The organism is Pseudobdellovibrionaceae bacterium (assembly GCA_023954155.1).
Lineage (GTDB): Bacteria > Bdellovibrionota > Bdellovibrionia > Bdellovibrionales > UBA1609 > JAMLIO01.
The window spans coordinates 229,944-242,225 of record JAMLIO010000003.1; the positions used below are offsets into that span (position 1 = coordinate 229,944).

Consider the following 12,282-nt stretch of genomic DNA (forward strand, 5'->3'; position numbering starts at 1 on the left):
GGAATGAAAATGGGGATGAAGCTTTTAGGAGTTTCAGAACTTTTACGTATGTATAAAGACAACGAGCAAGAGATTGCTGAAAATGGGCCATGGACCACGGGCATTCGTCTGCTTAATCTTTCTATTAACGTTCATCCTGATCAGCTAAACCATATTCCCGCCGAAGGCCCTTTGGTGATCGTATCCAATCATCCTTTTGGGGGGGCAGATGGAATTGTGTTGTCCTACCTTGTGGAACAACGTCGCAAAGATTTAAAAGTATTTGTCACCAATATGCTTTCCGAACAGTTGCCAGCAGCCAAACCCTACTTTTTAGATGTGGAACTTTATGGTGACAGTCATCAACATAAAGCTAGAAACCAGCAAGCAGTGAGTGCGGCCATTGACTATGTCAAAAACGGAGGGGCTTTAGTCATTTTCCCTGCGGGTACTCCTGCACAGGCTCATACCCCTTTTGGTGAAGCCGAAGACTTGCCCTGGAAAACAGGAGCCGCAAAAATCATTCAAGAAAGTAAGGCCCCCGTGATTCCCGTATTTTTTGAGGGACAAAACAGTGTGTTCTTTCAAAGTGTAGGTATCTTTTTTTCCAGATTTAAATCTGCTCGCACACTGTTATTAGCCAAAGAGCTTTTAAACAAAAAGAATAAAGAAATTTCTGTACGCATCGGAAGCAAGATTCCTTTTAGTAATATCGAAAATTTTTCTCTGCACGAGACTTTAAAATTTTTGCGTGCTCGAGTTCATTTATTAAAACACGAAACACAACCCCGTGGCCCTTCACAAAAAGCCATGGCAAAGTTTAAAAGCACCATCCCTTATAAATTGCGCAAAAGCACAAAGGTTCATGACATCATTGAACCCATACCTACTCCCAAATTAAATAAGTTTTTAACCCAGTACGTAGAAGAAAATCCTGACGCTTTACTTATTGATTCTAAAAAATACAAAGTCTTCTTGTTAGATGGATCTAAGACCAGCGAAAGTTTTCTGATGGAGATTGGACGACTGCGCGAAGTCACCTTTCGCGCAGCAGGTGAGGGATCAGGTAAACGTTGTGATCTGGATGAGCATGACAGCATCTATCATCATCTGATTGTGTGGAACGATCAAAAACAATGGATATCTGGGTCGTATAGAATTGGACTGACCCCTTACGTCTTACCTAAACGTGGCGTGCGGGGATTTTACTGTCACCCGTTCTTTAACTTACAAGAGAGTTTTTTTAATAAACTGGGGGACGCTGTTGAGCTTGGGCGCTCTTTTGTCCGCAAAGAAGAGCAAAGCCAATGGATTTTATTCTTCTTATGGAAAGGCATTGCAAAGTTTCTTTTAGATAATCCAAACTACAAATATCTATTTGGCTCTGTAAGCATCAGTGATGAGTACAGCGAGAGATCAAGGGTTTTAATGGCGCGGTACTTTTATGATAAGACTGTCGATGATGAAGGTCTTAAAGAACTGGCTCACCCTGCCATACCTTTTGATTACGAGTCTAGCCTTACTGATGAAGAAATCCGTTTAATCTTAAATAACATCCAAGACGTTTCCGAGTTGTCCAAAATCATTTCTGATATCGAAGAGGACCACAAACACATCCCTGTTCTGGTTTATAGGTATGCAGAACTGGGCGCTAAGTACTTATGCTTTTCTGTAGACCCTGACTTTGGAAATACCCTTGACGGATTCATCACCGTCAAAATCAAAGACATCCCTCGCGAACAGATCAAAAAGTACTTGGCTGAAGAGCAGTTAGATCGGTTTTATCAAAGATAGTTAAGTCTTTACTTAGATACACATCTAAAGATGGTGATAATCTTTGAAAACTATTTTCTACAGAATTCTAGTAAAAGCTTACAGTCTCCATCATCTGCGGCCCTAAGGGCTACAATATACGCGCTACGAATCTCTTGATCTGACTTGTAAGAGCCCTCTTTACTTCCCCATGTGAAAGGCTTTTGATTATACTTATTCTGCAAAACTTCCGTCATAAGACGTGCATGTCGACCATTACCATTTGGAAAAGCATGAATAAAAACTAACTTGTGATGAAACCTGACACAAATTTCATCCATATTATAAGTTTTATGCTCAATCCAATAGGTGGTATTTTGAAATAAATTTTGAAGCTGCATTGCAATTTGCGATGAATCTACTCCAATGTTTTTATTAGTTTGTCTTTGTTGTCCTGCCCACGTCCAAACCTCACCAAACATTCTTTTATGCAAACCCATACAGAAAGAAACATTTAAACAGTCTCGATCTCGTCGGCTCAAAACCCATTTTGTGGCTGCAACAATATTTTTCTTCTCAAAAATATTTAACTCAGCTTGGGTATCAATAAAGTCTAACTTTAAACCATCTACTTCATCTGGATCTAAAGGAGTTGCCCCTTCTGGATCATCAATTTGAAAATTACTCAAAATCACTCTTTTTCTATTTATTGTTTACCAGTCCCCAAATTCTTGGGTCCATTTTTTGTTTCAACTCTTGCTTAAGCTTTTCAAGCTCTTTCTGTGAGTTTTTGGTACCTTGCAATTCTAATCGCATAGAGTGCTCAACATTATTTAGTATCTCACGAGCTACTTCTTCCGCTTTACGGTCAATGATGTCTTCCAAATTTGCATAACCATCCTTGGGTACAAAAGCGTAAACCAACTTACATTCCATTTTGTCCGCAACCCGTTCCAGCATTTCTAAAGTCACATTCTTTTTAGGTTCTCGCTTTTCAAGCTGGATGATAGATGACATGCTTACCCCCAGTAACTGAGCAAGCTGTCTGGAACTCATTCCAAGCGCATTTCTAATGGCTCTCACCCAGCCTGATGGAGGAGCTTTTAATTGTTTAAGCTCCACAGCTTTAAGTCTTTGGTCTAAAATGCTTCTATTTAGCTCTAAGTCTTTTTTATTCGTTTTCATACTTATATAATAATTTATATATTATCATTAATCAAATATTTGATCATATTTAGATTATTTATTATATCTGTTATGATCATTTATATATGATCATAACATTGGGGTTTATCCATATTTCTAGAGCTCTAATTAAGTAATAAGAGCTCAAGTTTATGTTAGTTAAATCCGCCAAATCGAATTAAAGTACAAGACAGACGCTCTCTAGAATCTAGCGTTGACAGGCTTGAAAAACCGCCACAAAACCTACGCTTCCAAAGCATCATCGTGAATGCATTCAATAGCATTAAAAAAAATTTTAATAGCGAAAGCATTCTGTGCAAAGTCTGCCTAGTTGTGCCAATGGCCTCTACGCCTTGGTTCTATTTTTTTAGTTCTTTGTGAGCTAAATATATATTCCATTCCTTTTAATTTCCCTTTTTTTAAATCTTCTTTAACAAAATCATAATCATGCAGTATCGATCTTAATTTTAAGACAGCTTTGCTTAATGTCTTTACCTCTGCCTAATATTAACAAAGTCTTTATATCTTCTACAAAAACATAATCATTTTAACTCTACATCTATCAGAAAATATATTGTATTTTATAATAAGAAATGTATTCACTCCGCAACAAAGAGGTGTTTGATGGATTTTTCATTTGGATTTAAAAACTATAAATGCTTTGGAGAGCAAATTAATTGGATTGAGTGGAAACCTATCACTGTACTAATTGGAAAGAATAACTCTGGAAAATCTTCTATTATTGAAATAATTCAACAACTGGTAGAAAACAAAAACTACACTCGTTTGATTGCAGAAAAGCACCACAAAAACTCAAATGGAAACGTAGCCGAACCAGAATTCTTTATTAGTCGAAAATTTGACAAACCAACATTAAGCCAAGCCTTTCCTCCAAGCGTCTCAGGCGGAGACATTGGCATGAATCATGGCAAATATGCTGATACATATGTCGGGAGTGAGTATAAATATAAGCTAATATCGAATGAGAAAGGTAATCTTTTAGAAATCCAAAAACAAGAGTCCCAAGCACAACCCTTTATGCCTGATCTAAGAACTTGGAACAGTTATAAACTTGCAATGGAACGTAGTTTATTATCACCATTAAGACACAAAAAATTTCATTGGATAATACCTGAAAGACAAATTATATCTGAAGAAAAAACAGAGCCTCCTATCATTTACGGAACTGGCAATGGTTTAACAAATGCCATTGAAATCTTTTTGAATCACAGAAACTATGATGAAAAAACAGTCAGCAAATACATCCTTTCAGGTCTTAATGCAATATTCAACCCAGACTATCATTTTACAAGAATTACTACAAAACACGAATCTAATAAATACGAGATCTTTCTTGAAGAAAATGGAAAGCTAATTTCTTTGAGCAATTTTGGCACAGGAATTAAAACTGTATTATTGGTTTTATCTATATTAAATTTAACCCCTATTTTAGAATGCTCTAATCCAAACGATTATGTGTACGTATTTGAGGAGCTCGAAAACAACCTGCACCCTCAACTATTAAGACGCGTTTTGAATTATATTTACACAAAAGCAAACGAACTGTCTTTTTCTGTGATTCTTACAACTCACTCAAATGTAACTATTGATTTTTTTAGCACAAAAGAGGTTTCGCAAATACTTCATGTACAAAACAAAGAGGGGGCATATTGTGTTAATAAAGTTCAAACTTTTTTTGACAGCAAAAACGTTTTAATTGATTTGGACATCAAACCCTCTGATTTATTACAAGCTAACGGTATTATTTGGGTCGAAGGACCAAGTGACAGGATTTTACTTAATAAATGGATTTCCGAATGGGGGAAAGATTATAACTTTAATGAAGGAACGCACTATCAAATTGTTTTCTACGGAGGAAGATTACTTAGCCATTTATCAGCTGAAGATTCAGAAGAAAATGATGATTTAATTAAAATGCTGAGAATTAATTCAAACGCAGCAATTTTGATTGATAGTGATAAAAAAATTGAATCTGACACACTCAACTCCACCAAGCAAAGAATCATTGATGAGTTTAACTCTTTTCAAGGCTTCACTTGGATAACAAAAGGTAAAGAAATCGAAAACTACTACCCTAAAGAGGTTGTGTTAAGAAAACTCTGCCTAAATGATATCCAAGACTACCATAACTTTGAACCCTTTTTTGCTAAGCTCAATACAGCTCAAGATAAACTGGGAGACAAGCTCAGTCGGCAAAAAACTAAGCTTGCAACCTCCCTTATTGAAAACTTTGATATAGATACATGGCGCAACGTAATGGATTTAGACAAAAGAATGACCAATTTAATTTCAGAAATTAAAAAGTGGAATAATTTATAACTGATGCATTCTTGATCTTAGCATTGTAATCAAAACTACAGTTTGTAATAAAAGTTTACTTAAACCATTTATTAAGATTTAAATACATCCTATATAAGACACAAAGCATTTTTGCGCACGACCAATTTTATAATAATATTTTGTCAGTATTAATTATTGCCAGTTTGACCTGCTCCCCAAAAGTTGAGCCAAAAAGTATGATAAACTAGGGCTTAAAAATGGGAGAAAGAAGATGCCACGAGGAAAAAGGATAAGGGCAGAAGAAATCGTATCAAAACTTCGCCAAGCAGAAGTGATGTTAGCAAAAGGTACAGCGCTAGAGCTAGTCTGCAAACAGTTAGAAATATCACCACAAAGTTATTATAGATGGCGCAAAGAATACGGTGGCCTTGAAATCGATCAAGCTAAGAAATGACCTCCTCCCCAAAAAGAAGGCCATGGGTATCTTTAGAAGCGTCGTGACAAGTGGTCCTTAAAGCCCTAAGGAGGATAAATGAAAAAAACAAGATACACAGAAGAACAGATCGTGCACGCCCTTCGCAGAGCCGAGTCTGGCGAACGAGCCAAGGAAGTTTGTCGTAGCCTAGGAATAACCGAGCAAACTTTTTATACATGGAAGAAGAAGTATGCAGGGTTAGGGATAAGTGAGCTACGCAAGCTAAAACAGCAAGAAGACGAGATTCGTCGTTTAAAGAACCTAGTAGCAGACCTCATGCTGGATAAACAAATGCTCCAAGAGGTGGTTCAAAAAAAGCTCTAAAACCTGCTAAGAGACGCGATCTTGGTCAGTGGTTGGTCAAGAATTTTCGCGTGAGCCATCGTAGAGTTTGCAGGTTATTGCGTCTGGCTCGGTCAACATATGACTATAAGAACCACCCTAGAGATGATCGTGCAGTTCGGGAAAAGATCATCAGCATAGCGCAATCAAGGCCACGTTATGGCTGTCCACGCATACATGTCTTACTTAGGCGTGAAGGCTGGAAGGTTAATCACAAAAGGGTTCATAGGATTTATAAGGAAGAGCAGTTATGGGTACGCACCAAGAAAGTTCGTCGCAGAAAATTTACAACTGAGCTAAGAGTTACACCTCCTACCCCGACCAATCTTAATCAAGTTTGGACAATGGATTTTGTGCATGACCAGTTGATTGATGGCCGTAAGATACGGATGTTAACCATAGTTGATAAGTTGAGTCGAGAAAGCCTAGCAATTGATTCTGGGTATGGCCTTAAATCAGAACAGGTTATAGAAACACTAGAGCGTTTAAAAATTTTCAGAGGAATTCCAGAGGTTATATGTGTAGACAATGGGAGTGAATTTACATCAAAAAAACTTGATCAGTGGGCTTATATAAATGAAGTAAAGTTACATTTTATTAGACCTGGAAAGCCTACAGAAAATGGGCACATAGAATCGTTTAACGGTAGACTTAGGGATGAGTTTTTAAATGCAAATCTCTTTTCAAGCCTTGAGGACTTCCAAAGAAAGGCGGAAAGATGGCGTATAGAATATAACAATTGGAGACCTCATTCATCAATAGGCAACTTGACACCAAGAGAATTTGCTAGGAGAAGAATGAATAAACAGACCGCTTGTTAATGCGTTGTCACTCAGAAAGATACTGGCTTTGTCGATGGGGATAGATCAGCTATGCAGATAGTCTCTTAGTATTTGGCTCATACTTCGGGGGCAGGTCACCGACGCCTGCCCCGTAAAAGACGAAACCTACAAAGTGGCCGAAAGGTACCAACTCGTCGTTTACGTTGTAGCCAACCAATACCTTAACGTTCCTATGAGCACTCGCATTCGTATGGAATGCGTGGAAGGGTCATTTGATGCTGCTGATGATTGGATTGTGGAAAAGATTGAGCGTGGCGATGTTTTGATCACCTCAGATATTCTTTTAGCTCAGCGATGTTTAGAAAAAGAGGTCTTTGTTCTCAACCCCAAAGGACACGAATTCACCCAAGATAATATTGGTGAAGCCATAAGTGGTCGTGAGCTAGCTGAACACCAAAGAAACTTAGGTCAGTCAGGTACTGGCCCAAGCCCCATGACTAAAGCTGACCGTTCGCAGTTTTTGTCAAAGCTAGATCAAGTAATACAAAAGGCAAAGCGTAAAAATACTTGATGGTTGATAAAATCAGCCTCAAATCTATAAAATAGGCAGCAAATATCCAGATCAAAGTCTAGTAAAAGTCTATATTTAAGACCTAATTCATTGAACATATAACCTATAATACTATCTTTAAAATGAGCCCAACTTCTATTAAAATAGGCCATTTATAACCTTATAATGCTTTATATTGATTTAGGTACTTAATTTAATCACAACATCTAGTAAATTTACCAAATAAGTTCTAGAAAAAATAAACTCTATCTTCTAGTATATTTTTATGTTAAGTTCTAGTAAATTTTCTCGATAAGTTCTAGAAAAGGGAGCCACAAAAGTGCCAAAGCAAAAGCCTCATGAAATTTTAGCTGAAGCTCTGACGCATGCAAAACAAGTCTCTGGAGAAAAAGGGGTGCTCAAGCACTCCGATCTTGAAAGTAAGTATATACAAGTTCTAAAAAAAGGTGGATGGCTTACCCCCATTATTAAAGGCTGGTACTTACTTAACAAACCTGAAGACACTGGCACTTCTACAGTTTGGTATGTGGGCTTTTGGTCCTTTCTTAAGGCTTATTTAGAGGATCGCCTAGGTAAAGACGGTTACTGCCTGTCTGCTGAGGCTTCTGTCTCTCTTCATACAGCCGAAGAGCACATCCATAAACAAATTACAGTGATCACAAAAAAGAATACTAATCAAACTATAGATCTACCTTTCGGAACATCACTTCTTCTTTATACCGATACAAAAAACTTTCCACAAAGCATTCAAGATCTTAGCGGATTAAGCGTTATGCCCCTGCCACTAGCACTATGCAGGCTATCACCCGCGTACTTTCAGACAAAACCTTTAAACGTTGAGATCGCCTTACGAAGCTTAAGCTCAGTTTCTGAAGTGTCACGAATTTTTCTTGATAATGGCCTTGTCACAAGTGCATCACGGTTAGCTGGAGCATTTGAAGCTTTGGGAGATCAAAAAGCCGCAAAACAAATTATTGATGACATGGACGCCGCTGGTTATGCCGTCGAAAGCCAAAATCCTTTTGAAAGATACACTTCTTTGTTTACTAACTCTACCAGAATACGCTCACCTTATGTTGGAAGAATTCAAGCGCTTTGGAAAAAAATGCGTCTTGATATAATAGATATCTTACCTCCGCCGCCTGGGTTGGTGCCACGTGAAAACAAAAACTTTGTCCACATCATTGAAGAACGATACATACAAGATGCATATCACTCTTTATCCATTGAAGGGTATGAAGTTAGTGAAGAGCTGATTGAAAAGATTCAATCAGGAAATTGGAGCCCTGACTCCAACGCTAGTGATTTGAATCATAAAAATGCTATGGCCGCCAAAGGTTACTACGAATCCTTCATTCAAGTTCTTGATAGCATTAAAAAAATCTTAAGAAAAGATAAGTCTGCCAGTGAAGTTTTTTATGAAGATTTGCAAGATTGGTATCGCGCCTTATTTTCCCCAAGTGTGCAAGCAGGTATTATTAAAGCAGCAGACCTGGCAGGTTACAGAAACGCTCCCGTATATATTAAAAATGCCCGACATGTGCCACCCAGATCTGAAGCTGTAACCGATGCCATGGAAGCCCTGTTTTCTCTTATTAAAGACGAAGAGCACGAAGGTGTTAAAGCTATTCTAGGTCATTTTATTTTTGTTTATATTCATCCTTACATGGATGGTAACGGACGTATTGCAAGATTTTTAATGAACCTTATGCTGACCTCAGGTGGCTACGACTGGACCATTATTCGCACGGAAAGCAGGAATAAGTACATGGCTGCCTTAGATGCTGCATCTTCTGATGGTGACATTAAACCCTTTGCGAAATTGGTGGCACAAGAAATGGAGCACTGGAAGGATCAGGGCAGCTAAAAGCTCTCTAGCTATGACATCTCTAAAGATTTGCTGTGTACAGTTTTGTGAGAGAATCGCCGCAGTAAGGAAGCTTTGTATAGATTGAACTTTTTTAACAAAATTATACCTGATCAGGTATAATTTTTTGTTTTAGGAATTTTTCGTACCCTATCGGGTATAATAACTAGACTTTTTAATTAAATTATACCCAATAGGGTATGATTTTGGTCTTTAACATTAGGAAGTGCGCGGCTGTCAATCTACGGAGTAGTGTCAGCTTTCTCTATTTTCTCAAGTTCATTATCCCAACTGGCTCTGCTGGAATAAAAGATGTGCGACTTCGGTTTGAGAGTCACCTCTGAGTCTAGGCTGCCAGCAGGAACTACCAAGAGATTTCCTTGCATTTGTACGCTGGGCATTGCTGACCCGCAGTTTTGACAGAAAGCTTTAGCGTGTCTTGTCCCAGACAGATTATAGTTGCGCACCTGCTCTTCGCCCTGAACCCACTTCAATTTGGCGGCGGTTGAAAATAAGTTTGCGGCATGAGCCGATCCCGTGTCCTTTTGGCAAAAGTGGCAATGGCACAGATAGAAACTTTCAAATTCACCCATCACTTCAAATTTGATCTGCCCACATAAACACGAACCCTTCATTTTTTACCTCTGGCGAATACGTACACCTATATCAGGGTACAATATAAATAATTTCACTGTTTTAAAAAACTTAAATACAATCTTAAACACAGAAAGTTTAATCTTTATTCCTTTTAAAAATTTGGGTGCGATATAGATGTAGATTTCATTCCACAAGTTTTGTTCGTACATATCTTTTAAAATATCCGCTCCACCTTCAACAAAGACAGAGTGGATGTTATGACCTACACGCAACTGTTTCATGGCTTCAGCAAGGTTGAGCTGTCCTTTTGAGTCACGGCCTACAAATATTAAATTTCCAGAGAAACCCTTACACTTCTCCTGGTCTTTGAGTTCCTGGTCGGTGATTAAAAATAAATTCTGCGGAGAATGGACGCTAAAAATATTATGTTTCGCCCTTTGCTCCAAGACTCTTAAACGGGAATCCACAATCGCCACCTTGTTGTCTTTTTGGATCTGCCCCAAGCGCACATTTAACGATGGATTATCTTGTAAGATGGTTTTGTATCCCACTAAAGTCACATCATGGGTGGCACGCAGATGATGAGTGTGCTCTTGTGCTTTTTTTCCAGAAATCAAAAGGCGTTTATAAGGACTACCTATTACACCATTTAAACTTTGGGCCCATTTAAGAGTGATAAAGGGTCTTTGATGTTGAATGGCAAAAAAGAATTCTTTATTCAAATTTTGGCTTTCATTCACGATAGCTTGAACACGTTTTTGTGATTGAGGGTGGGTTTGCCATTCTAAAAATATCTTTTCCCATTCAGGATTCCATTCCTTGCCCACTCTCGATGGGGAAGAGGATAAAATGTCTTCTATAAAAATGGTCTTTTGACCTGCCTGTTGTAAAATCTCAAACCCTTGTCCACACACTAAGGGGTTGGGATCTTTCACTAAGGCTATAACAGCTTCAATGGGGTACTGAGCTAATGTCTTCGCACACGAAGGGGTTTTCCCTTCATGGGCACACGGCTCGAGAGTGACAATCACATACGCCCCTTGCAACTGCTTCATCGGGTCTTGCAGTTGCTTAAGGGCGTTCACCTCGGCATGGGCCTCACCATATTTTTCGTGAAAGCCTTCGGCAATCTTTTTACCTTGAGCATCAAGGATCACACATCCCACACAAGGGTTCGGTGAAACATACCCCAAACCTTTTTTGGAAAGGTCCACAGCCTCTTGCAGGTGCTTTATCAAATCCTGTGCATTCAAATTTTAAGGCCTTTCCTATTCTATCCAAGACTTCCAGTAGTTCGTCACCTCAATGCCGCTCATCTGATCGTCACGTTTAAGGGGCCAACGTGAATCAATCATCACCGCATATTCATTGGTCTCTGTTTTGCCATCAATATTTTTACGGGCTTTAGGATGAGGTCCGTGAGGAAAACCTGCGGGGTGAAAGCTTAACATTCCTGCATGTAGATTATCACGACTGAAAAAATCACCATCGTGATAAAATAAAATTTCATCATAGTCGATGTTCTGATGATAAAAAGGAACCTTTAGAGCATCTTGATCTGTCTCAAGTGGACGAGGCAAGAAAGAGCATACAATAAAATCACGCGCTACAAATGTAGAGTGAGCACTGGGTGGCAAATGCGCACGATGGCTCATCAAGGGCATAATGTCATTCATGCTTAAGGTATAAGGGAATAAATCTCCTTTCCAACCTACAATATCAAAAATACCTTCGGTGTATTCAAACTCCGTGAGTTCATCACTGTGTTTCACTTGGATTTTCAAAACATCTCTTTTTGAAGACTCTAACGAGTGATGCAACTTATCTAGATCAGGTTTAATGATCGCTTGTGAATCATAAAGAGCATTTCGGCCTGTGATCCCACGCGCAGGCTCCTCGTAGTGGCTGTTACGACTTTCAATGATTAAAAACTGGGTGGCCCTTTGAGGAACAAAGTAGTGGGTCAGACATTTAGGAACAACAATGTAAGTCCCCTTTTCATAATTTAATAAACCATACTCAGTCCAGACTTCGCCTTCACCTTCATGGCAAAAATAAATAGTGTCTCCATCGGCATTTCTAAATGCACTTTCAAAAAATCCTGGCTCCAGTTTGGTGAAGTAAATGGTCATAGCTTGGTTATAAAACATGCGATGCCACTTGTTTGCGGCTTTGAGTTCACAAGTGTCAAACATTCTCGGTTTTAAGGGGCCATTGATGTTGACCCATCTCGTGCTTGGTTTTTTGCGAATCAAATGTGAAACCAAACCAAAAAAACCTTTCAATCCTTGCTCTTCTTCAAAATGCCCTTCTGGAATGGCTTTATGGGCCTGTTTTGTAGGTCGCCCTTGGAAATAATGATGCATACTTCACCCCTTTTTGATCCTTCTTTTTAATCATAGAATCTGGCAAAGAACAAGCCGCCAGCCCG

10 protein-coding genes and 1 pseudogene are annotated in these 12,282 nt (G+C 38.7%); 6 read left to right on the forward strand and 5 right to left on the reverse strand.

What is annotated here, in order from left to right; all coding sequences use genetic code 11:
• Window positions 1-3: 3 nt before the first annotated feature.
• Window positions 4-1,773 (forward strand): lysophospholipid acyltransferase family protein, encoded by a 1,770-nt coding sequence (locus M9899_05455; protein MCO5113603.1) that lies wholly within the window; start codon window positions 4-6, stop codon window positions 1,771-1,773.
• 50 nt (window positions 1,774-1,823) lie between these two features.
• Here M9899_05455 and M9899_05460 read toward each other — a convergent pair whose 3' ends face one another.
• Together M9899_05460 and M9899_05465 are read right to left on the reverse strand one after the other, a co-directional pair.
• Window positions 1,824-2,420: a mobile mystery protein B gene (locus M9899_05460; protein MCO5113604.1), complete on the reverse strand. Its 597-nt coding sequence runs from the start codon at window positions 2,418-2,420 to the stop codon at window positions 1,824-1,826.
• Window positions 2,421-2,433: 13 nt separating this feature from the next.
• The gene (locus tag M9899_05465; GenBank protein ID MCO5113605.1) at window positions 2,434-2,916 is read right to left on the reverse strand and encodes a mobile mystery protein A; all 483 of its coding nucleotides are present in this window, start codon (window positions 2,914-2,916) and stop codon (window positions 2,434-2,436) included.
• 624 nt (window positions 2,917-3,540) lie between these two features.
• Here M9899_05465 and M9899_05470 point away from each other — a divergent pair.
• The 5 genes and pseudogenes from M9899_05470 to M9899_05490 all read left to right on the forward strand — a co-directional run bounded on the left by M9899_05470 (window position 3,541) and on the right by M9899_05490 (window position 9,254).
• Window positions 3,541-5,256: an ATP-binding protein gene (locus M9899_05470; GenBank protein MCO5113606.1), complete on the forward strand. Its 1,716-nt coding sequence runs from the start codon at window positions 3,541-3,543 to the stop codon at window positions 5,254-5,256.
• Window positions 5,257-5,488: 232 nt separating this feature from the next.
• Window positions 5,489-5,668 (forward strand): annotated as a pseudogene (locus M9899_05475) (transposase).
• Between the two features lie 81 nt (window positions 5,669-5,749).
• A protein-coding gene (locus tag M9899_05480) for an IS3 family transposase (GenBank protein ID MCO5113607.1) occupies window positions 5,750-6,855 on the forward strand; the annotation gives its coding sequence in 2 pieces (ribosomal slippage) (window positions 5,750-6,011 and window positions 6,011-6,855; 1,107 coding nt in all).
• A gap of 133 nt (window positions 6,856-6,988) precedes the next feature.
• Window positions 6,989-7,387: a DUF188 domain-containing protein gene (locus M9899_05485; GenBank protein MCO5113608.1), complete on the forward strand. Its 399-nt coding sequence runs from the start codon at window positions 6,989-6,991 to the stop codon at window positions 7,385-7,387.
• 319 nt (window positions 7,388-7,706) lie between these two features.
• Window positions 7,707-9,254: a Fic family protein gene (locus tag M9899_05490; protein MCO5113609.1), complete on the forward strand. Its 1,548-nt coding sequence runs from the start codon at window positions 7,707-7,709 to the stop codon at window positions 9,252-9,254.
• Window positions 9,255-9,496: 242 nt separating this feature from the next.
• On the opposite strand, the gene M9899_05495 is transcribed toward M9899_05490, so the two are convergent.
• From M9899_05495 to M9899_05505, 3 genes are read right to left on the reverse strand one after another with little or no spacing between them, the layout of a single operon-like run.
• Window positions 9,497-9,889 (reverse strand): GFA family protein, encoded by a 393-nt coding sequence (locus tag M9899_05495; protein MCO5113610.1) that lies wholly within the window; start codon window positions 9,887-9,889, stop codon window positions 9,497-9,499.
• Window positions 9,890-9,892: 3 nt separating this feature from the next.
• The gene (locus M9899_05500) at window positions 9,893-11,104 is read right to left on the reverse strand and encodes a dihydrofolate reductase family protein (protein ID MCO5113611.1); all 1,212 of its coding nucleotides are present in this window, start codon (window positions 11,102-11,104) and stop codon (window positions 9,893-9,895) included.
• Window positions 11,105-11,119: 15 nt separating this feature from the next.
• Window positions 11,120-12,217: a homogentisate 1,2-dioxygenase gene (locus M9899_05505; GenBank protein MCO5113612.1), complete on the reverse strand. Its 1,098-nt coding sequence runs from the start codon at window positions 12,215-12,217 to the stop codon at window positions 11,120-11,122.
• Window positions 12,218-12,282: the final 65 nt, after the last annotated feature.